The sequence below is a fragment of the Streptomyces sp. NPDC058985 genome (assembly GCF_042740985.1).
Taxonomy (GTDB): domain Bacteria; phylum Actinomycetota; class Actinomycetes; order Streptomycetales; family Streptomycetaceae; genus Streptomyces.
On sequence record NZ_JBHYJX010000028.1, the window covers coordinates 25733 to 46848 of the forward strand.

The window sequence follows — 21116 nt, forward strand, 5'->3', positions numbered from 1 at the left end:
CCTTTGCCGTGTGGGCCGCTACAGTGCCTGGCCGGCCGGCTTCACCATGCCCCGGACCGTGCGGGACTTGACGAAGTCGCCCATGGCGGTCATCTCCCACTCGCCGGAGTACTGGCGGATCAGCTTCGCCATCATCACGCCGGTCTGCGGTTCGGCGCTGGTGAGGTCGAAGCGGACCAGCTCCTCGCCGCTCGCGGCGTCGATGAGGCGGCAGTAGGCCTTGGCGACCTCCGTGAACTTCTGGCCCGAGAAGGAGTTCACCGTGAAGACGAGGCCGCTGACCTCCTGCGGGAGCCGGCCGAGGTCGACGACGATCACCTCGTCGTCGCCGCCGCCCTCGCCGGTCAGATTGTCGCCGGAGTGCTTGATCGCGCCGTTCACGATCGAGAGCTTGCCGAAGTAGCAGCTGTCGATGTGGTTGCGCTGCGGGCCGTAGGCGATGACGGACGCGTCCAGGTCGATGTCCTTGCCGCGGTACGCCGGCTCCCAGCCGAGGCCCATCTTGACCTGGGAGAGTACCGGCCGGCCGCCCTTGACGAGGGACACGGTCTGGTTCTTCTGGAGGCTGACCCGGCCCTTGTCCAGGTTGATCTTCCCGGCGCCGGGGGCGGGGGCGGGCGGTGCCGGCGGTGCCGCGGGCGGAGCGGCGGGCATCGTGGGCGCGGCGGCGGGCGGGGGCGGCGGGGCGGCCGCCTGGGGCTGGGCCGGGGGAGCGGCCGGGGCCGGCTCCTCCACCGTGACGCCGAAGTCGGTGGCGATGCCGGCCAGGCCGTTGGCGTAGCCCTGGCCGACCGCGCGGGCCTTCCAGGCGCCGTTGCGCAGGTAGACCTCCACGATCACCAGCGCGGTCTCGGCGCCGAGCTGCGGGGGCGTGAAGGTGGCGAGGACGGACTGGTCGTCGGCGTTGCGGATGGTGGCGGTCGGTTCGATGCCCTGGAAGGTCTGGCCCGCGGCGTCCGGGCTCGCGGTGACGACGATCTTCTCGATGCCCGGCGGGACGGCGGAGGTGTCGACCACGATCGCGTCCGGGGCGGTGCCGCCGCCGGAGCGGTAGGTCACGCCCTGGCCGGCGGGCTGGTTGTAGAAGATGAAGTCGTCGTCGGAGCGCACCTTGCCGTCGGCGGTGAGCAGCAGGCCCGATACGTCGAGCCGCACGGGAGCGGCGACGTCCACCGTCACGCGGGCGGCGGCGAGGGGGATGTTCGAGCCGGGGGTCATAGCTGTCATGCCGGGTGAACGAGCGAGCGCGTTTTACCGTTCCCTTACCCGGCGGCCAATCGGGTCAGCGGCGGTTGCGGGGGTGGTCGCGGGCCGTGCGTTCGTTGCCGCGCTTGTAGTTTCCCGTCCAGCGGGCCATGACCAGCTGGGGGTCGCCGGAGGTGACCTCTTCGAGGAAGCGGGCGGCTCGGGAGCCGCCCAGGGTGGTGGCGGGGCGGTTGTGGTGGGTGATGTGGACGGTGCCGTTCGCAGTGGCGGTGTAGGCGAAGCTGTGGGGTCTGGGCATGCGGGGGATCGTACGGTGGCGTGGGGCGGCCGGCCCAGGGGATTTCGCCCCCGCCGCCCCTTCCCTTCCCGTCCCTGGGGGCTGCGCCCCCAGACCCCCCTTTCGGCCTTCGGCCTCGTCCTCGAACGCCGGACGGGCTAGATGGTCACGGGACGACTACGATCTTGCGGCCCACTCCTGCCGCGAACTGCTCCAGGGCCTGGGGGTAGCGGTCCAGTTCGATGCGGTCGCTGATGAAGACGTCCGGGTCGAGGACGCCGTTCGCGAACAGCTCCGCCGCGCGCTCGTAGCTGTGCAGGACGGCCATCGAGCCGGTGATGGTGATCTCCTGGTTGTAGACGCGGTACGGGTCGATCTGCACGCGGGTCGCGTAGTCGGCGACGCCGAACTGGAGGAAGGTGCCCGCCTTGGCGACCCGGTCCAGGCCGTCCTGGATGGCGGCCGCGTTGCCCGTGGCGTCGATGACGAGGTCCCAGCCCTGGGGGCGGTCCAGCTCGTCGGGCGTCGCGGCCGACCCCGTGACGCCGAGGCCGCGGGCCGTCTCCAGGCGGGCCGGGTTGAGGTCGACCATGTCGACGCTGGCCGCGCCGGTCCGCTTGGCCAGCTCCAGCATCATCAGGCCCATCGTGCCGGAGCCGTAGATCAGGACGTGGGCGCCGAGGCGGGACTGGAGGACGTCGTAGCCGCGGACCGCACAGGACAGCGGTTCGATCAGGGCCGCGTCCTGGGTGCGGACGTGCTCGGGGAGCTTCACGCAGTTCGCCACGGGGGCCACCGCGTACTGCGCCGCGCCGCCCGCCGTCGTGACGCCGATGGCGGCCCAGCGTTCGCAGAGGTTGTTGTGGCCGTTGCGGCAGTAGCGGCACTCGAAGCAGTACAGGGAGGGGTCGACCGCCACCTGGTCGCCGACGGACACCTCCGTGACCTGGGCGCCGACGCCGACCACCTGGCCGGCGAACTCGTGGCCGGGCACGATGGGGAGCTTGGGCGCGAACTCGCCCTGGAGGATGTGCAGGTCGGTGCCGCACAGGCCGCAGGCGGCGACCTCGACGACGACGTCCCGGGGACCTGGCGTCGGGTCCGGGACCTCGGTGACGACGGCGCGGCCCACGGACTCGATGACGGCGGCCTTCATTTCACGGCTCCCAACGACAGGCCCTGGACCAGCTTGTCCTGGGCGGCGAACCCCGCGGCGAGCACCGGCAGGGAGATGACGAGCGACGCGGCGCACACCTTGGCCAGGAAGAGGCCCTGGCTGGTGATGAAGCCGGTCAGGAAGACGGGGGCGGTCTCGGCGACCACGCCCGTCAGCACCCGGGCGAAGAGCAGTTCGTTCCAGCTGAAGATGAAGCAGATGAGGGAGGTCGCGGCGATGCCCGGCAGGGCGATCGGGGCGACCACGCGGACCAGGATCGTGGGCAGCTTCGCGCCGTCCACCCGGGCCGCCTCGATGATCGCGACCGGGACCTCGGCGAGGAAGGACTGCATCATCCAGACCGCGATCGGCAGGTTCATCGAGGTGTAGAGGATGACCAGCAGCCAGATGTTGTCCAGCATCCCGGTGTTCTTGGCGAACAGGTAGATCGGCAGCAGGCCGGCCACCACCGGCAGCATCTTGGTGGACAGGAAGAAGAACAGGACGTCCGTCCACCTCTTCACCGGGCGGATGGACAGGGCGTAGGCCGCGGGCAGGGCCAGGACCAGCACGAAGAGGGTCGAGGCGACCGACGCCACCGCCGAGTTGATCAGCGCGGGCCAGGGGCTGGCACCGCCGCCGGCGCCGAAGAACTCGCGGTAGCCGTCCAGCGTGAGTGACGCGGCGAAGGACGGCGGGTTGGTGGCCGCGTCCGCCTCCGAGTGGAAGGAGGTCAGCGCCATCCACGCGATGGGCAGGAAGAAGACGATGCCGGCCAGCCAGGCCACCAGGCCCAGTCCGGCGCCGGCCTTGCGGCGGGTCCGGGCCGGCTTGGCGGTGGTGGTGGCGGGTCGTACGGCGGTGGCGCTCATGCGCGGCCGACCTCCTCGCGGAACAGGGACGACACCACGCGCAGCGCGAAGGTGGCGATGATGATCGAGCCGATGACGACCAGGACGCCCGCGGCCGAGGCGAGGCCGTTCTCGTGGGCCTGGTAGAAGCTCTGGTAGACGGTGTAGGGCAGGTTGGCCGTGCCCAGGCCGCCGGAGGTGATGGTGAAGACGGCGTCGAAGTTCTGGACGATGTAGATCGAGCCGAGCAGGGCGCCCAACTCCAGGTAGCGGCGCAGGTGGGGGAGGGTGAGGTGGACGAAGATCTGCCAGTCGCCCGCGCCGTCCACCCGGGCGGCCTCGATCTGCTGCTGGTCCCGGCTCTGCAGGCCGGCCAGCAGGATCAGCATCATGAAGGGCGTCCACTGCCAGATCAGTGACAACTCGACGGCGAGCAGCGGGGTGTTGGAGATCCAGTCCGGCTGGGGTCCGCCCACGTAGTGCAGCAGCCCGTTGAGCAGGCCGTACTCGGGGTTGTAGAGGACGTGCTTCCAGAGCAGGGCGGCGGCCACCGGGACCACCAGGAACGGCGCGATCAGCAGGGTGCGGACCACGCCCCGGCCCTTGAACCGCCGGTCGAGCAGCAGGGCGAGGGCCAGGCCGAGGACGAGGCTGGCCAGGACCACCGCCACGGTCAGCAGGATCGTCGTCCACACCGACTGGCGCAGGTCCGGGTCGCCCAGGACGTCGCCGTAGTTGGCGAAGCCGGTGAAGTGCCGGGCGTCCGGATAGAGGGAGTTCCAGTCGAAGAAGGAGATCACCAGGGTCGCCACGAAGGGCAGCTGGGTGACCGCGATCATGAAGATCAGGGCGGGGAGGAGCGGGGCGCGGGTGGCCCAGGCGCGCAGCCGGGAGGACGGCGGGCGGACGGTGGGGCGGGTCTGGTCGGGGGCGGCCGAGGGGGCCGTGGTCGTGGCGGTCATCGTCCCTCGTACTCCTCGGAGATCTTCTCGGCGAGCTGCTGGGACTTCTTCAGGGCCTCGTCGACGGACTGGCGTCCGGCGACGGCCGCGCTGATCTCCTGGGAGACCTTGGTGCCGAGGTCGGTGAACTCGGGGATGCCGACGAACTGGATGCCGGGCGCGGGCCGCGGCTGGACGCCGGGGTCGTTGGGCTTCGCGCCCTCGATGGCCTCCTTGGTCATCTCCTGGAAGGCGGCGGCCTCCTTGACGTAGGCCGGGTTCTCGTACGTCGAGGCGCGCTTGCCGGCCGGGACGTTGGACCAGCCGATCTCCTTGCCGACGAGCTGCTCGTACTCCTTGCTGGACGCCCAGGAGACGAACTTCCAGGCCTTGTCGGCGTTGCGGGAGGCCTTCTGGATGCCCCAGGCCCAGGTGTAGAGCCAGCCGGAGGAGTCCGTCTTCTCGACCGGGGCCGGCGCGTAGCCGACCTTGCCCTTGACGGGCGACTCGGCGGCGTCCAGGGACCCGGCCGCGGAGGTGGCGTCGTACCACATGGCGACCTTGCCCTGCGTCATGTTGTTGAGGCACTCGGCGAATCCCGACTGGGCGGCGCCGGACTGGCCGTGTTCGCGGACGAGGTCGACGTAGAACTTCGTCGCCTTCTCCCACTCGGGCGAGTCGAGGCGGGCCTGCCAGTCCTTGTCGAACCAGGTGCCGCCGAAGGTGTTCACGACCGTCGTCAGGGGTGCCATCAGCTCGCCCCAGCCGGGCAGTCCGCGCAGGCAGATCCCCTTCATGCCGGGTTCGGCGCCGTCCAACTGGGCCGCGAGGTCGGCGATCTCGGTCCAGGTGGGGTGCTCGGGCATCTTCAGGCCCTCTTGGGCGAACACGTCCTTGCGGTACATGAGGAAGGACGACTCGCCGTAGAAGGGCTGGCCGTAGAGCTTGCCGTCGTCGCCGGTGAGGGACTCGCGCATCGGGCCGAGGATGTCCTTCTCGTCGTACGCCGGGTCCTCGGCGACGTAGGGGTCCATCGGCTGCAGCCACTCGTTGCGGGCGTAGATCGGTATCTCGTAGTTGGAGAGGGTGGCGGCGTCGTACTGCCCGGCCTGGTTGGCGAAGTCCTGGCTGATCTTGTCGCGGACGTCGTTCTCCGGCAGCACGGTGAAGTTCACCTTGATGCCGGTCTCCTCGGTGAAATGGTCGGCGGTGAGTTTCTGCAGCTCGACCATCTGCGGGTTGTTGACCATCAGGACGTTGATGGCGTTGCCGCCGGATCCGGCGCCGCCCGCCCCGACCCAGCAGCCGGTGAGCAGCGGGGCGAGCAGCGTCCCTGCGGCGGCCATGGCGAGCGTGGCTCGCGGCCTCCGTCGGCTCTGGGTTCGCATGGATCGCTCCTGAACATATGGGGAGGTATGGGGCATTGAGGGGTGTGGGTGTGTGTGCCGTGCGCGTGAGGGTGTGCCGTGCGGGGAGTGGGTCGGGTTTCAGACGCGAATGACCTGCGGTCCGAGCAGGGAGTAGCGGTGCGCCTCGGCGGTGGGCAGCAGCGTGCTGGTGACGATCGCCTCCAGGGCGCCGATCTCCGCGAACCGGCAGAAGCTCACCGCCCCGAACTTGGTGTGCGCGCCGGCGAACACGGTGCGGCGGGCGGCCCGGATGGCCTGCGCCTTGACCTCACTGACCGCGGGGTCGGGGGTGGTGAGGCCGTGCTCGCGGGAGATGCCGTTGGCGCCGATGTACGCCAGGTCGACGACGAAGCCGGCCAGCATCTTCGTCGTCCAGTGGTCGACGGTGGCCAGGGTGCCCGGACGGACCCGGCCGCCGAGCAGCAGGACGGAGGTGCCGTCGGCCTCGGCGAGGGCGCCGGCGACCGGCAGGGACGCGGTGACCACGGTCAGCGGCCGGTCCCGGGGCAGGGCCTCGGCGATCAGCTGGGGAGTGAAGCCCTCGTCCACGAAGACGGTCTCCGCGTCGCCCAGCAGCTCGACGGCGGCGGAGGCGATCCGGCGCTTCTCGGGCACGTGGCTGGTGGCGCGGAAGGCGAGCGTGGTCTCGAACCCGGCGCTCTCCACCGGATAGGCGCCGCCGTGGGTGCGGCGGACCAGGCCGTGGTCCTCCAGCGCGCGCAGGTCCCGGCGTACGGTCTCCTTGGCGACGCCCAGCTCGGTGGCGAGCGCGGTGACGTCGACCGAACCGGTGGCGCGGGCGATCCGCACGATCTCGCGCTGGCGCTCTTCCGCCGTCCTCGTGCCCATGCCGAACACCCTGCCTCACCGCCTCGTCGCCGTGTCGTTGCCCGTTCGGGCCCGTGGGGGAAGTTCTACAGCGGTCGGGCGGCACTGACCAGGTCTGTTGCGGACCCGATACTGCCCGTGTGTGCCCGCTTCCGGCGTCGGCTGCCCGTCTCGGACCTGGGGCGCAGCAGGGGACGGGGTGAGAACGGGCAGTGCGGATGCCCGCATACGGAAGCGGACGGGCCCGTTCGGTGCCCGTCCGCTTCTCGTGGGGTCGTGTTCCGGTCAGTACGGCCAGATCGGGGGGTCGGTCACGAAGTGGCCGCCGAGGTGCGCGTGTGCCGGGTTGTCCGGGTCGAGCGCGCCCTGTTCCGCGACGAGTTTGTCCGCGTACGGCTCGGAGTCGTCCTGCGGCTCGTAGCCGAGCGCCCGCGCGGAGGTGAGGTCCCACCACAGGCGGGTGTTGGCCGAGGAGCCGTGGACGACGGTGTGCCCGACGTTCTCGGCGGTGAGGGCGGCGTGGAAGAGGCGGGCACCGTCCGCGGGGCTCATCCACACGGAGAGCATGCGCACGCTGGTCGGCTCGGGGAAGCAGGAGCCGATGCGGACGGAGACGGTCTCGATGCCGTGCTTGTCCCAGTAGAGCTGGGCCAGGTCCTCGCCGAAGCACTTGGACAGGCCGTAGAAGGTGTCCGGGCGGCGCGGCGTGTCGACCGGGATGAGGGGGTCGTCGCCCCGGGGGCGCGGGGTGTAGCCGACGGCGTGGTTGGAGGAGGCGAAGACGACGCGGCGGACACCTTCCTCGCGGGCGGCCTCGTACAGGTTGTACGTGCCCTCGATGTTCGCCTTGAGGATCTTCTCGAAGGGGGCTTCCAGGGAGATGCCCGCGAGGTGGATGATCGCGTCGACGCCGCGGACCGCCTCGCGCAGCGCGTCCCGGTCGGCGAGGTCGGCGACGATCGCGTCCGGCTCGCCCTCGACGGGGCGCAGGTCGAGCGGGCGCAGTGCGTAGCCGTGGGCGGGGAGCAGGTCCCGCATCAGGGTGCCGAGGCCGCCGGCGGCGCCGGTGAGCAGGACGGTGCGGGGAGCGGGCATCCTCGGGACTCCTAGGTCTGCTGCGGCGGCAGTTGTGCGGGTGCGTGCCTGGCGTTCATATCCGTGGACACGCTAAGGAATGGGTTGTGCGTCGTCAAGGGGGCGCCCTGCTTGACGGTGTGCACGGGGCGGCTTAGCGTGGTCACGTTCAGAAATATAGACACGAATCATGAGTATGAGAATGGGGAGCGCCCGTGACCTCAGCCCCTCTCGCCGAACGGATCACGGCCCCCAGCGGGCCACTGTTCTTCCCCGTCACGGCGTTCGGCCCCGACGGCGGCCTCGACCTCGACGCCTACCGCACCCATGTGCGCCAGGGGGTCGCGGCCGGGGCCGCCGCGGTGTTCGCCTGCTGCGGCACCGGCGAGTTCCACGCCCTCACGCCCGAGGAGTTCGAGGTCTGCGTCCGCGCGGCGGTCGAGGAGACGGCGGGACGGGTGCCCGTGCTGGCGGGCGCGGGCTACGGCACCGCCCTCGCCGTGCGCCACGCCCGCCTCGCCGAGGCGGCCGGCGCCGACGGACTGCTCGCCATGCCGCCCTACCTGGTGGTCGCCGGCCAGGAGGGGCTGGTGCGGCACTACCGGGAGGTGGCCGCCGCGACCTCCCTGCCCGTGATCGTCTACCAGCGGGACAACGCCGTCTTCACCCCGGAGAGCGTGGTCGAACTGGCCCGCACGGACGGGATCGTCGGCCTCAAGGACGGGCTCGGCGACCTCGACCTGGTGCAGCGCATCATCAGCGCCGTGCGCACCGCGCTGCCCGGCGGCGACTTCCTGTACTTCAACGGCCTGCCGACCGCCGAGCAGACCCAGCTCGCCTACCGCGCGCTCGGCGTCACCCTGTACTCCTCCGCCGCGTTCTGCTTCGCCCCCGAGATCGCCCTCGCCTTCCACCGGGCGCTGCGCACCGGCGACGACGCGCTCGTGCACCGTCTGCTCGACGGCTTCTACCGGCCCTTCGTCGAACTGCGCGCCCAGGGCCACGGGTACGCCGTCGCCCTGGTCAAGGCGGGCGTACGGCTGCGCGGCCTGGACGTGGGGGAGGTGCGGACGCCGTTGCAGGAGCCGGCCGAGGACCACGTGAAGCGGCTCGCCCGGATCATCGAGCGGGGTTACGCGCTGCTCGACGCGGAGCCCGTCGCGGAGTCCGTCGCGGGGGAGGGCAAGTGAAGGCGTCGGCGTTCGTCTACCCGTGGGACGTCAACGGCGACCCCGAAGCCCCCGCGCGCCTGGCGGACCTCGGCGTGCCCCAGGTGACGCTCGCCTCCGCGTACCACTCGACCCGCGCGCTCACCCCCCGTCACCCCCGCCACCGCGTCGTCACCGCCGAGCACTCCGCCGTGCTCTACCCGCCGGACGCCGCGCGCTGGGAGGGCCGCGTGCCGCGCCCGTACCGGGCCGGTGACTGGGCGCCCGGTGACGCCTGGGGCGAGGCGGCCGACGCCCTCGCGCGGGCGGGCCTGGAGGTGAGCACGTGGGTCGTCCTGGCCCACAACTCCCGCCTCGGCGCGGAGCACCCGCACACCTCCGTCGTCAACGCCTACGGCGACCGCTACCCCTGGGCGCCGTGCATCGCGCAGCCCGCCACGCGCGCGTACCTCACCGACCTGGCCGCCGAGGCGGCGGTGCGGCCCGGAGCGCGCGGCACCGAACTGGAGTCCCTCGGCTGGTACGGGCTCGCCCATCTGCACGCGCACGACAAGACCGGCGGGGTCGCCCTCGGGGACGCCGGGCAGTACCTGATGGCGCTCTGCTTCTGCGCGGACTGCCGGGGCGGATACGCCGGTCAGGGCCTCGACGCCGACGAACTGGCCGCCGCCGTGCGCACCGCGCTGGAGCCGGTGTGGCGGCGAACGGAGCCCTCGGACGGGGGATGGGCGGGCGTCGAGAAGCTCCTCGGCGCGGCGGCGGCGAACGCCACGCGCGCGTGGCGGGACGCGACCGCCCGCACGCTCCAGGAGACGGCGGTCGCGGCCGTGCGCGCCGTGGCTCCCCCGGACTTCGAGGTCCTGCTGCACGCCGACCCCGTGTCCCACCACTGCGGCGCCAACGCCGGCGTCGACCCCGCGCACATCCTGTCCGTCGCGGACGGCGTGGTCGTGCCCTGCACGGGCGGCGCGGCCCTGCTGACGCCCTTCGCCGAGCAGGACCGCGCCGGTGCCGTCCTCGCCGCCAACCTCACCGTGGTCTCCGGGATGGGCGGCAGCCCGGACACCCTCGCCGCGGACGCGTCCCACGCCGCCGAACGGGGCGCGACGGAGCTGCGCCTGTACCACGCGGGCCTGGCGTCGGACGCCGACCTGAGGGGGGTGCGGTCGGCACTCGCGGGGCGGTGAACCGGGGGAGCGGCAGAGGCAGACCCCGTGGCTCGGCCCCGGGTTCGGGGGCGGCACCGCCGGTCCGTCACAGCGGCGTGCGCCCGTGATCCTCCGGGGGGCGGCGGGCGATGAGCGTCGCCGTCGTCAGCAGGCCGATGCTCAGGGCGGGCAGCAGCAGGTGCAGGGGCGTCAGCTCCACCAGGGCCGCCCCCGCCGCCAGGCCCACGACGTTGGGGGCGAAGACGAGGGACGTGGCCGTCGCGGTGACCCGGCCCAGGAGCGGTCCGGGCGTCTCGTGCTGGACCGCGGTCAGGGCGGCGATCAGCACCGCGGGCAGCCCCGCGCCGGTCGCCGTGCCGGAGACCAGGGCCACCGCGTCGTCCGGGACCGCCCGCGCCGCGACCGCCACCGCGAGCAGGGCGATTCCGGCGGCGGCGAAGCGGCGCCCGCCCAGTCGCCGCAGGGCGGGCCCGGCCAGCAGCCCCACCGTCACGGACCCGGCCCCCTGGGCGGCGTACAGCGCACCCGCGTACGCGGGGGAGTGCCCGAGGCGGTCCACGACGGCGTAGACCGTGGCGCCGTTGACACCGGCGCACAGCATCGTGGCGCCGCCGGCGAGGACGAGCGGGCGCAGCCGGGGGTGGCCCCACAGCAGGCGGGCGCCCTCGGCCGCCTGCCGCCATCCGTTGACCGCGGGGCGGGGCGGCGGTGCCTCGCGTACCCGCAGGGCCGCGTACACCCCCGCGGCCAGCACGAACGTCGCCGCGTCCAGCAGCGCCACGCCCGGGCCGCCGTACGCCGTGTAGAGGGCCGCGCCGGCCGGTGGCGCCACCAGTTTCATGCCCTCGTTGGCGGTGATGCGCAGCCCGTTGAAGTCGCCGAGCAGCCGCGGCTCGACGGTGGCGGCGACGAGTGCCGCCTCGGCCGCGTCGTGGACGACGCCGGCCGCGCCGTACACGGCCAGTACCGCGAACAGCAGCCACAGCATGCCGGGTGAGTCGACGGCGAACAGCGTGAGCAGGAGGCCGGCCGTCAGCAGGCTCGTGGCGATCAGCAGCGGCCGGCGGCGCACGCGGTCTGCCACGGTGCCCAGCGCCGGGCCGGCCAGGGTCGGCGCCCAGAGCGCGAGCACGCACAGCGCCGCGAGTCCGTCCGAGCCGGTGAGGTCCTTCACCCACACCCCGGACACCAGCCACAGCGCCGAGGTGCCGAAGCCGGACACCACCACCCCGGCCAGATACAGGCCCGCGTCGCGGTCGCGCAGGACCCGGGACACCGCCCAGGGCCCCCGCGTCCGGGTCGTCTTCGTCGTCCTTGGTGTCATGCCTGGTCAGCGTGGTCCTAAGGCCCGGCGCCGGACATCGGGCAGCTGCCCTATCGGCCGCCCCCGCCGCCGATGAGTTCCGCGGCCCGGATCGGTCTACCTCCCAGGAGAGCCGGCCCATCCGTCGCCCGAGGAGCACCCGATGACCCACGACACCACGACCCTCGATCTCGGCCCGCAGACACGGGTCCTGGCCCGCCTCGCCGAGGGCGTGAGCGACGCGCGGCTGGCCGACCCGACGCCGTGCCCCGACCTCGCCGTCCGCAACCTGCTCGGCCACCTGACCGGCCTGGCCGCCGCCTTCCGCGACGCCGCGCGCAAGGACCTCGGCGCCACCACGGACACGGCCCCCGAGGCCTCCGTGCCGGACATCGGGCCCGGCTGGCGCGAGGAGCTGTCCGGAGTGCTCGGCGAACTCGCGGTGGCCTGGCGCGACCCCGGCGCGTGGACCGGCATGACCCGGGCCGGCGGCATCGACCTGCCCGGCGAGGTCGCCGGCGCCGTCGTCGCCGACGAACTGGTCATCCACGGCTGGGACCTCGCCCGCGCGACCGGCCAGGAGTACCGCCCCGACCCGGCCGCCCTCCAGGCGGCGTACGGCCTGCTCAGCGCCGCCGCCGAGGAGGCCGACCGGGACGAGGGCATGTTCGGGCCGGTCGTCGCCGTGCCCGACGACGCCCCGTTGCTGGAGCGCGCGGTGGGTCTGAGCGGACGCGACCCCGGCTGGAGCCGCCCCGCCCGGTAGCAGCCGCAGCATCCAACTTCCTTTGTCAGAAGCATTGACGTGGCCTCGCGCCCCTCTTACCTTCAACGCGTCGTACTCCGTACGTCATATATGAGACGCGATACGCGAGATCGGATATCCGAGACCGGACGTCCGGCGCCCGCGCATCCGACGCGAGACTCCGAGAGGCGCGCATGACCTCTGTGCCCACGCCGATCCCCTCCCGCACGCAGTACGTGCTGGAGGAGATCAAACGCCGCATCCTCACCGGCCGGCTGACGCCGGGCCAGGCCCTGGTCGAGACCGACCTCGCCGCACAGTTCGGGGTGTCCAAGACACCGGTGCGCGAGGCGCTCAAGACGCTGGCCGGGACCGGACTGGTCGTGATGAGCCAGTACAAGGGCGTCACGGTGCGCATGGTGGACGCGGACATGGCGCGCGAGGTCTACGACGTGCGGCTGCTCCTGGAGCCCGAGGCCCTGCGGCGCGCCGTGCGCCGCGGCGCCTCCCTGGACGCCGCCCGCTCCGCGCTGACCCGGGCCGACCAGGCCACCGACACGGCCGAACGGTCGCTGGCCAACCGCGAGTTCCACCGCGCCCTGTACGTGCCCTGCGGCAACCCGCTGCTCGGCCGGATGCTCGACGAGGTCCGCGACCAGGCGGCCCTCGTCTCCGCCGTCGCCTGGGCCGCCGACCCCTCCTGGCAGCGGGAGGCCGGCGAGCACCAGGAGATCCTGCGCCTCGCCCTCGCCGGTGACGCGGACGGCGCGGCCCGCGCCCTGCACGCGCACATCGCGTCCTTCGTCGAGCGGGCCTTCCCCGAAGCGGGGACGCCGGCCCAGGAAGAGGACGGTCAGGCATGACAGCGACGTTCGACACCCAGCGGGCGGCCCTGGCCGACGTGGTGGCGATCCCGGTGACCCCGTTCGCCGAGGACGGCTCCGTCGACCCCGCCACCTACCGGGCCCTGCTGCGTCGCCTCCTCGACGGCGGCGTCACGACGCTCACCCCCAACGGCAACACCGGCGAGTTCTACGCCCTCTCCCCGGCCGAGCGGCGCCTGGTCACCGAACTGACCGTCGAGGAGGCGGGCGATCGCGCCGCGATCCTGGTCGGCGTCGGCCACGACCTGCCGACCGCCGTCGCCTCCGCACGGCACGCCCGGGAACTGGGCGCCTCGATGGTGATGGTCCACCAGCCCGTCCACCCCTACGTCGCCCAGGGCGGCTGGGTCGACTACCACCGCGCCATCGCCGAGGCCGTGCCCGAACTCGGCGTCGTGCCCTACATCCGCAACGCGCAACTCACCGGCGCCCGCCTCGCCGAACTCGCCGACGCCTGCCCCAACGTCCTCGGCGTCAAGTACGCCGTCCCGGACGCCGCCAGGTTCGCCGCCTTCGCCCGCGACGCCGGCCTCGAACGCTTCGTGTGGATCGCGGGCCTGGCCGAGCCCTACGCCCCCTCGTACTTCAGCGCGGGAGCCACCGGCTTCACCTCGGGGCTGGTGAACGTCGCCCCGGCCGTGTCGCTGAACATGATCGAAGCGCTTCGCTCGGGCGATTACCCGGCCGCCATGAAGGTCTGGGAGCAGATCCGCCGCTTCGAGGAGCTGCGCGCCGCCAACGGCTCCGCCAACAACGTCACCGTGGTCAAGGAGGCCCTCGCCGCCCTCGGCCTCTGCCGGCGGGAGGTCCGCCCGCCGAGCAAGCCCCTGCCCGAGAGCGAGCGCGCCGAGGTCGCCGCCATCGCCGCCGGATGGTCCATATGACACCCAGGAAATCCCCCGAACAGCTGCGCAGCCACCAGTGGTACGGCAGCGGCGTCTCCTCGGGCCTGCGCTCCTTCAGCCACCGCGCCCGCACCCGGCAACTCGGCTACCTGCCCGAGGAGCACCTCGGCAAGCCCGTCATCGCGGTCCTCAACACCTGGTCCGACATCAACCCCTGCCACGTCCACCTGCGCGACCGCGCCCAGGCGGTCAAGCGGGGTGTGTGGCAGGCGGGCGGATTCCCGCTGGAGTTCCCGGTCTCCACGCTGAGCGAGACCTTCCAGAAGCCGACGCCCATGCTCTACCGCAACCTCCTCGCCATGGAGACCGAGGAGCTGCTGCGCTCCTACCCGGTGGACGGCGCCGTGCTGATGGGCGGCTGCGACAAGTCCACGCCCGCCCTGCTGATGGGCGCCGCCAGCGTCGACCTCCCGGCGGTGTTCGTCCCCGCCGGGCCGATGCTCCCCGGGCACTGGCGCGGCGAGACCCTCGGCTCCGGCACCGACATGTGGAAGTACTGGGACGACATGCGGGCCGGGCTCATCGGCGACTGCGAGATGCACGAACTGGAGAGCGGTCTGGCCCGCTCGCCCGGCCACTGCATGACGATGGGCACCGCGTCCACGCTGACCGCCGCCGCCGAGGCCCTCGGCGTCACGGTCCCCGGCGCCTCCAGCATCCCGGCCGTCGACTCCGGCCACGACCGGATGGCCGCCGCGGCCGGCCTGCGCATCGTGGAACTGGTCCACCGGGACCGCAAACTGAGCGACATCCTCACCGCGGACGCCTTCGAGGACGCGGTCACCACGGTCCTCGGCCTCGGCGGCTCCACCAACGCCGTCATCCACCTGATCGCCATGGCGGGGCGCGCGGGCGTCACCCTCACCCTCGACGACTTCGACCGCATCGCCCGCACGGTGCCGGTCCTGGCCAACGTGCGGCCCGGCGGACAGACGTACCTGATGGAGGACTTCCACTTCGCCGGCGGCCTGCCCGGCTTCCTCTCCCGCATCACCGACCTGCTCCACCTGGACCGGCCCACCGTCGCGCACGACACGCTGCGGGAACAGCTGGACGGCGCCCTCGTCCACCACGACGACGTCATCCGGCCCCGGGACAACCCCGTCGCGAGCGAGGGCGGGGTGGCCGTCCTGCGCGGCAACCTCTGCCCGGACGGCGCGGTCATCAAGCACATCGCCGCCGAGCCGCACCTGCTCAAGCACACCGGGCGCGCGGTCGTCTTCGACGACTACCGGACCATGCAGCGCACCATCAACGACCCGGACCTGGACATCACCGCCGACAGCGTGCTGGTGCTGCGCGGCTCCGGCCCCAGGGGCGGCCCCGGCATGCCCGAGTACGGGATGCTGCCCATCCCCGACCACCTGCTCAAGCAGGGCGTGCGCGACATGGTCCGGATCTCCGACGCCCGGATGAGCGGCACGAGTTACGGCGCCTGCGTGCTGCACGTGGCCCCCGAGTCGCACGTCGGCGGACCGCTGGCGCTGGTACGCACCGGCGACTCCATCACCCTCGACGTCGAGGCGCGCTCGCTGCGGCTCGACGTGGACGACGAGGAGCTGGCACGGCGCCGGGCGGCGTGGACGCCGCCGCCCGCCCGCGCCGAGCGCGGCTACGGCGCGCTCTACGACGAACAGATCACCCAGGCCGACACCGGCTGCGACTTCGAGTTCCTGGCCCGCCCGGGCGCGGTGCGGGACCCGTACGCCGGCTGACCCCACCGCACGAAAGACCTCCGCACCCCCCTGCACGCCGAGAAAGCGCTTCCTGCACGACCCGCGCACGACGTACCAGAACCAGAACGGAGAACTGTCATGGCCCAAGCCGCAGCCGTGGCGAAACCGCCCGCGCCACCCCGGCGGCGCCGTGCCTCCGCCACCCCGCGCAGGCTCCCCTACCTGCTGATCGGGCCGGCCGTCCTGCTGATGCTGGGCTTCATCGCCTATCCGGTCATCAGCGTCTTCTACTACAGCCTGCAGCACTACAACCCCACCAAGCCGTGGCGCAACGGCTTCGCGGGCTTCGACAACTTCGTCCGGATCTTCACCGACGACCCGGTGTTCCTGGACACCCTCGTCTTCAGCGCCAAGTGGGTCTTCGTCGAGGTCGGGCTGCAACTGCTCTTCGGCCTGGCGCTGGCGCTCATCGTCAACCAGACCTTCGTCGGCCGGGGCATCGGGCGCGCCCTGGTCTTCTCCCCCTGGGCCGTCTCCGGGGTCCTGACCTCCGCCATCTGGGTGCTGCTCTACAACTCCCAGACCGGCATCACCCGGTACCTCGCCGACATGGGCATCGGCTCCTACGGCACCAGCTGGCTCTCGGACACCTCGACCGTGTTCTCCGCGGCGGTCGTCGCCGACCTGTGGCGCGGCGTCCCCTTCTTCGCGATCCTCATCCTCGCCGACCTCCAGTCCGTCTCCAAGGACCTGTACGAGGCCGCCGAGGTCGACGGCGCGAGCCGCCTCAAGCAGTTCTGGCACATCACGCTGCCGCACCTGAAGGACGCCATCATCCTGTCCACCCTGCTGCGCGCGGTGTGGGAGTTCAACAACGTGGACCTGCTCTACACCCTGACCGGCGGCGGACCCGCGGGCGTCACCACGACCCTGCCGCTGTACATCGCCAACACCAGCGTCGACGCACACGACTTCGGCTACGCGTCGGCCCTCACCACGGTCGCGTTCGTGATCCTGCTCTTCTGCTCGATCGTCTACCTGCGGCTGAGCAAGTTCGGAGGCGAGAACAAGTGATCACCAAGGAGGCCATCGCGCCCGCCCCCGCGCCGGCCCGGGCCGACCACGAACCGCCGCGGCCGGCCAGGAAGCGCCGCCCCGCCTGGGACGAGGTCCCCCGCTGGCAGATCTACCTCCCGCTCGGCATCTACCTCGTCTTCACCCTGGTCCCGTTCTACTGGATCCTGCTCTTCGCGCTGCGCCCGGCGGGCTCGACCTCGCTGGTGCCCTGGCCGATGACGTCCGAACACTTCGAGAAGGTGTGGACCGACCGCAGCTTCGGCACCTTCTTCCAGAACAGCGTCTACGTCGGTGTCGCCACCCTGGTGATGACCACCCTCGTCGCCCTGGCCGGCGGCTACGCCCTCGCCCGGTTCGACTTCAAGGTCAAGCGGGTCTTCATGCTCGGCCTGCTCTGCTCCCAGTTCGTGCCCGGCGCGCTGCTGCTCGTGCCGCTGTTCGAGATCTTCGCCGAACTCCAGATGATCAACTCGCTCGGCAGCGTCATCATCGCCGAGACCGTCTTCCAGCTGCCGCTGTCGATCATCCTGATCAGCAACTTCATCAAGAACGTGCCGTACTCCCTGGAGGAGGCGGCCTGGGTCGACGGCTGCGGCCGGTTCCGGGCCTTCCGGATCGTCGTGCTGCCGCTGCTGCGGCCGGGGCTGATCGCGGTGGGTTCCTTCGCCTTCGTGCACTCCTGGAACCACTTCCTGTTCGCCCTGATGTTCCTCAACAACCAGTCCAAGCAGACCATCCCGGTCGGCCTCAACTCCCTGATGAGCGCGGACAGCGTCGACCTCGGCGCGCTCGCGGCGGGCGGCATCATCGCCGCGGTCCCCGTCGTGATCGTCTTCGCCTTCATCCAGAAGTGGCTGATCACCGGCTTCAGCGCGGGGGCGGTGAAGGGATGAGCCCGCTTCCCGTCGTCCTCGCCGGCGCCCGCGGGCACGGCCGCTGGCACGTCGCCAACATCCGGCGCCTGGAGCGGGCCGGACTGGTCCGGCTGGCCGGGATCTGCGAACTGACGCCGCTGACCGAGCAGGAGGCCGGCGGGGAACTCCCCGAGCAGTCCGCCGACTTCGGCGCCCTGCTGGACTCCACCGGCGCCCGGGCCGCGGTGGTCTGCACGCCGATCCCCACCCACACCGACCTCGCGCTGACCGCCGCCCGGCGGGGCGTGCACCTGCTCCTGGAGAAGCCCCCGGCGCCGTCCTACGCCGAGTTCCGCCGGATGGCCGACGGGGTCGCCGCGACCGGCGTCGCCTGCCAGGTCGGGTTCCAGTCACTCGGCTCGCACGCGGTGCCGGCGATCCGGGAACTGGTGGCCGAGGGCGCGATCGGAGAGATCGTGGGCGTCGGCGGGGCCGGGGCGTGGGTGCGGGACGAGGCCTACTTCCGCCGGGCGCCCTGGGCGGGCCGGCGACGGATGGACGGCGCCGACGTGATCGACGGGGCGCTGACCAACCCGCTGGCGCACGCCGTCGCCACCGCCCTCGCGCTCGGCGGCACCACCCGCGCCGAGGACGTCACGGGCATCGAGACCGAGCTGAGCCACGCCAACGACATCGAGGCCGACGACACCTCCTGCGTGCGGATCGGCACCGCGCGCGGGCACCGCGTCACCGTCGCCGCGACCCTGTGCGCCGAGCGGGCCGCCGAGCCGTACGTCCTGCTGCACGGCGGCAGCGGCCGCATCACCTTCTGGTACAAGCAGGACCGCATCCTGCTCCAGCGCGGCGGCCACGGTCCCGAGGAGTACCAGTACGGCCGCACCGACCTGCTGGAGAACCTGGCCGACCACCTCACCACCGGCGCCGCCCTGCTGGTGCCGCCGGACGAGACCGGTGCCTTCATGCGGGTCGTGGAGGCGATCCGCACGGCTCCCGACCCGGACCCGCTGCCCCCGGCCGCCTGGCACCGCGTCCCCGGTGAGAGCCGCCGCGTGGTCCCCGGCGTCGACGGACTCGTGGCCGCCGCCGCCGACACCCTCGGCCTCTACTCCGAACTGGGCGCGCCCTGGGCACCGCGCACCGAGCACGCGCTGAACGAGGTGAGTGCCCGATGACCGTCGACGACACCCCGGTGCTGCGCGTGGCGGGCCGTCCCGTCGCCCGGTACCTCACCCGGCCCGAGCTGCCGTCCCGGCTCTCCCCGCGCCCCTGTCTGCACCCCGTCACCACCCTGGCCGGCACCCCCGTCACCGAGTTCCGCCCCGCCGACCACCTCCATCACCTCGGCGTCGGTGTCGCCGTTCCCGACGTCGAGGGGCACAACTTCTGGGGCGGGCGCACCTACGTCCGCGACCGTGGCCCGACCGAGCTGGACAACCACGGCGCGCAGCGGCACACCGCCTTCCAGCTCCGCGACCCGGACGGCTTCGTCGAGGAACTGCGCTGGGTCGCCGCGGGCACCGAGCTGCTGCGGGAACGCCGCACGGTCGCCGCCACCGAACTCACCGAAACCGCCTGGGCGCTGGACTTCACCTTCTCCCTCACCAACGCCACCGGGGCCCCGCTCACCTTCGGCAGCCCCGCCACCAACGGGCGCCCCGGCGCGGCCTACGGCGGCTTCTTCTGGCGGGCCCGCAAGGAGGACGCGGCCCCACGGGTCTTCACCGCCGGCCGGGAGGGCGAGCCGGAGGTCCACGGCCACCGCGCCGACTGGCTCGCGCTGACGGGCGACAGCTGGACGCTGGTCTTCGCCGGTGCCACCGAACGCACCCGGCGCGACCCGTGGTTCGTGCGCACCGAGGAGTACCCGGGGGTGGGGTCGTCGCTGGCCCACGACGACCGGGTGGCCGTCGCCCCGGGGGACACCCTGGTCCGCCGGATCGTCACCGTCGTCGCCGACGGCCGTCTCGACGGCGACGGCGCCGCGGCCCTGGTACGGAAGGCGGTCGGCCGGTGACCCCCGAGACGGCGCGGACGTACACCAACCCCGTGCTGAACGCCGACTGGTCCGACCCGGACGTCGTGCGGGTAGGCGACGACTTCTACCTGACCGCCTCCAGCTTCGGCCGCGTCCCCGGCCTGCCCCTGCTGCACTCCCGGGACCTGGTCAACTGGACCCTGGTCGGGCACGCGCTGGACCGCCTGGAACCCGCCCACGCCTTCGCGGCGCCCGGCCCCGACCGCGGCGTCTGGGCACCGTCCCTGCGGCACCACGCCGACCGCTTCTGGATCTTCTGGGGCGACCCGGACCAGGGCGTCTTCCAGGTCAACGCCCCCGAGATCCGCGGGCCGTGGACCGCGCCCCGCCTGGTCAAGGCCGGAAAGGGACTGATCGACCCCTGCCCCCTGTGGGACGACGAGACGGGCGAGGCGTACCTCGTGCACGCCTGGGCCAGATCCCGCTCCGGGATCAAGAACCGCCTCACCGGCCACCGCATGCACCCCGACGGCACCGAGGTCCTGGACGAGGGCGAGGTGATCGTCGACGCGGACCGCATCCCCGGCTGGTTCACCCTGGAGGGCCCCAAGCTCTACCGGCACGACGGCTGGTTCTGGATCCTGGCACCCGCGGGGTCGGTCGAGACCGGCTGGCAGGGCGCCTTCCGCTCACGCTCCTTCTTCGGGCCGTACGAGGAGCGGGTCGTCCTCGAACAGAAGGACACCGACGTCAACGGCCCCCACCAGGGCGGCTGGGTGCGCACGGCGTCCGGCGAGGACTGGTTCCTGCACTTCCAGCAGCGCGGCGCGTACGGACGGGTGGTGCACCTCCAGCCCATGGTGTGGGGCGAGGACGGCTGGCCGGTGCTCGGCGACGACGGCGCCCCGGTCACCGAGCACCAGCGTCCCGCGCTGCCGCCGCAGCCGCCCGCCGCGCCGGGCACCGGCGACGACTTCCCCGGAGGCCGCCACGGCCGCCAGTGGTCGTGGACGGCCAACCCCCGCGACGGCTGGGCCACCCAGCACTCGGGGGACGGGTTGCGCCTCGCCTGCGTCCGCTCCGACGACGCGCACGACCTGCGCCGCGTGCCGAGCGTGCTCACGCAACGGCTCCCCGGCGAGCCCCGCGTGGTCGAGGTGGAGCTGCGGCTGGACAGCGAGGAGCCCGGCGCGCGGGCCGGGCTCGCGGTGCTCGGCGACGCCTACCGCTGGATCGGGCTCCAGCGGGACGCGGACGGGACGGCGTACCTGGTGCACCGGTTCGCCGAGCCGGTGGCGCAGGCCGAGCGGGACGCCGACCGGCCCCGCCCCGCACCGGGAGGACGTGCGCTCCTGCGCGTGGAGACCGTCACCGGGGCCCGGTGCCGTTTCTCCTACGACCTGGGCGACGGCCCGCGCCCCACCGGCCGGGACTTCGCCGCCACACCCTGGGGCTGGGTCGGCGCCCTGCTCGGCCTGTTCGCCCTGGCGCCGGCCGGCCAGGGACACGCCGGCGCGGCCACCTTCACGCGGTTCCGCGTCGGTCCGCATCCGCCCACCTACTGAACCACCCGAAGCTCCCCCCTTTGTTGGATCC

20 protein-coding genes are annotated in these 21116 nt (G+C 72.7%); 11 read left to right on the forward strand and 9 right to left on the reverse strand.

The window, feature by feature from the left end; all coding sequences use genetic code 11:
* Nucleotides 1-18 precede the first annotated feature (18 nt).
* The 8 genes from ACFW01_RS23280 to ACFW01_RS23315 all read right to left on the reverse strand — a co-directional run bounded on the left by ACFW01_RS23280 (nt 19) and on the right by ACFW01_RS23315 (nt 7763).
* Nucleotides 19-1218, reverse strand: a complete 1200-nt coding sequence (locus ACFW01_RS23280; RefSeq protein ID WP_384506354.1) for a TerD family protein — start codon at nt 1216-1218, stop codon at nt 19-21.
* A 64-nt stretch (nt 1219-1282) separates the two neighbouring features.
* Complete coding sequence (locus ACFW01_RS23285) at nt 1283-1504, reverse strand: hypothetical protein (RefSeq protein WP_384506241.1); 222 nt, start codon at nt 1502-1504, stop codon at nt 1283-1285.
* A 145-nt stretch (nt 1505-1649) separates the two neighbouring features.
* On the reverse strand, nt 1650-2639 hold the full coding sequence (locus tag ACFW01_RS23290; protein WP_234953397.1) for a zinc-dependent alcohol dehydrogenase family protein: 990 nt from the start codon (nt 2637-2639) through the stop codon (nt 1650-1652).
* Entirely contained in the window at nt 2636-3511 is an 876-nt protein-coding gene (locus ACFW01_RS23295) for a carbohydrate ABC transporter permease (RefSeq protein ID WP_384506244.1), read from the reverse strand. The genes ACFW01_RS23290 and ACFW01_RS23295 overlap by 4 nt, the downstream gene beginning before the upstream one ends.
* Nucleotides 3508-4452, reverse strand: coding sequence for a carbohydrate ABC transporter permease (locus ACFW01_RS23300; protein ID WP_234953393.1), 945 nt, complete (start codon nt 4450-4452; stop codon nt 3508-3510). Before ACFW01_RS23300 ends, ACFW01_RS23295 begins: the two co-directional genes overlap by 4 nt.
* Nucleotides 4449-5819, reverse strand: coding sequence for a sugar ABC transporter substrate-binding protein (locus ACFW01_RS23305; protein WP_234953391.1), 1371 nt, complete (start codon nt 5817-5819; stop codon nt 4449-4451). Before ACFW01_RS23305 ends, ACFW01_RS23300 begins: the two co-directional genes overlap by 4 nt.
* A gap of 99 nt (nt 5820-5918) precedes the next feature.
* Nucleotides 5919-6689 carry a DeoR/GlpR family DNA-binding transcription regulator gene (locus ACFW01_RS23310; protein WP_234953389.1) on the reverse strand — a complete coding sequence of 257 codons (771 nt, stop codon included), beginning with the start codon at nt 6687-6689 and terminating at the stop codon, nt 5919-5921.
* A gap of 264 nt (nt 6690-6953) precedes the next feature.
* On the reverse strand, nt 6954-7763 hold the full coding sequence (locus tag ACFW01_RS23315) for an NAD(P)-dependent oxidoreductase (protein ID WP_234953387.1): 810 nt from the start codon (nt 7761-7763) through the stop codon (nt 6954-6956).
* Nucleotides 7764-7957: 194 nt separating this feature from the next.
* Between ACFW01_RS23315 and ACFW01_RS23320 the strand changes: the two genes are divergently transcribed.
* Nucleotides 7958-8932 carry a 5-dehydro-4-deoxyglucarate dehydratase gene (locus ACFW01_RS23320; protein WP_234953385.1) on the forward strand — a complete coding sequence of 325 codons (975 nt, stop codon included), beginning with the start codon at nt 7958-7960 and terminating at the stop codon, nt 8930-8932.
* Nucleotides 8929-10098 carry a hypothetical protein gene (locus tag ACFW01_RS23325; RefSeq protein WP_384506250.1) on the forward strand — a complete coding sequence of 390 codons (1170 nt, stop codon included), beginning with the start codon at nt 8929-8931 and terminating at the stop codon, nt 10096-10098. The genes ACFW01_RS23320 and ACFW01_RS23325 overlap by 4 nt, the downstream gene beginning before the upstream one ends.
* A 67-nt stretch (nt 10099-10165) precedes the next feature.
* Here ACFW01_RS23325 and ACFW01_RS23330 read toward each other — a convergent pair whose 3' ends face one another.
* A complete protein-coding gene (locus ACFW01_RS23330) occupies nt 10166-11404 on the reverse strand; it encodes an MFS transporter (RefSeq protein ID WP_384506253.1) in 1239 nt (412 codons plus the stop codon).
* A 142-nt stretch (nt 11405-11546) separates the two neighbouring features.
* Here ACFW01_RS23330 and ACFW01_RS23335 point away from each other — a divergent pair, with 142 nt between their 5' ends.
* The 9 genes from ACFW01_RS23335 (at nt 11547) to ACFW01_RS23375 (ending at nt 21085) form a co-directional block, all read left to right on the forward strand.
* Nucleotides 11547-12149 carry a TIGR03086 family metal-binding protein gene (locus tag ACFW01_RS23335; RefSeq protein WP_234953379.1) on the forward strand — a complete coding sequence of 201 codons (603 nt, stop codon included), beginning with the start codon at nt 11547-11549 and terminating at the stop codon, nt 12147-12149.
* 173 nt (nt 12150-12322) lie between these two features.
* On the forward strand, nt 12323-12991 hold the full coding sequence (locus ACFW01_RS23340; protein WP_161326117.1) for a GntR family transcriptional regulator: 669 nt from the start codon (nt 12323-12325) through the stop codon (nt 12989-12991).
* Complete coding sequence (locus ACFW01_RS23345) at nt 12988-13896, forward strand: dihydrodipicolinate synthase family protein (RefSeq protein WP_234953377.1); 909 nt, start codon at nt 12988-12990, stop codon at nt 13894-13896. The genes ACFW01_RS23340 and ACFW01_RS23345 overlap by 4 nt, the downstream gene beginning before the upstream one ends.
* Nucleotides 13893-15632, forward strand: a complete 1740-nt coding sequence (gene araD, locus ACFW01_RS23350; protein WP_384506257.1) for an L-arabinonate dehydratase — start codon at nt 13893-13895, stop codon at nt 15630-15632. The genes ACFW01_RS23345 and araD overlap by 4 nt, the downstream gene beginning before the upstream one ends.
* A gap of 99 nt (nt 15633-15731) precedes the next feature.
* Complete coding sequence (locus ACFW01_RS23355; protein WP_234953373.1) at nt 15732-16667, forward strand: carbohydrate ABC transporter permease; 936 nt, start codon at nt 15732-15734, stop codon at nt 16665-16667.
* Nucleotides 16664-17563, forward strand: coding sequence for a carbohydrate ABC transporter permease (locus ACFW01_RS23360; RefSeq protein ID WP_234953371.1), 900 nt, complete (start codon nt 16664-16666; stop codon nt 17561-17563). Before ACFW01_RS23355 ends, ACFW01_RS23360 begins: the two co-directional genes overlap by 4 nt.
* The gene (locus ACFW01_RS23365) at nt 17560-18717 is read left to right on the forward strand and encodes a Gfo/Idh/MocA family protein (RefSeq protein WP_384506262.1); all 1158 of its coding nucleotides are present in this window, start codon (nt 17560-17562) and stop codon (nt 18715-18717) included. The genes ACFW01_RS23360 and ACFW01_RS23365 overlap by 4 nt, the downstream gene beginning before the upstream one ends.
* Nucleotides 18714-19559: a PmoA family protein gene (locus ACFW01_RS23370; RefSeq protein WP_234953367.1), complete on the forward strand. Its 846-nt coding sequence runs from the start codon at nt 18714-18716 to the stop codon at nt 19557-19559. Before ACFW01_RS23365 ends, ACFW01_RS23370 begins: the two co-directional genes overlap by 4 nt.
* Complete coding sequence (locus ACFW01_RS23375; protein ID WP_384506265.1) at nt 19556-21085, forward strand: family 43 glycosylhydrolase; 1530 nt, start codon at nt 19556-19558, stop codon at nt 21083-21085. The genes ACFW01_RS23370 and ACFW01_RS23375 overlap by 4 nt, the downstream gene beginning before the upstream one ends.
* Nucleotides 21086-21116 lie beyond the last annotated feature (31 nt).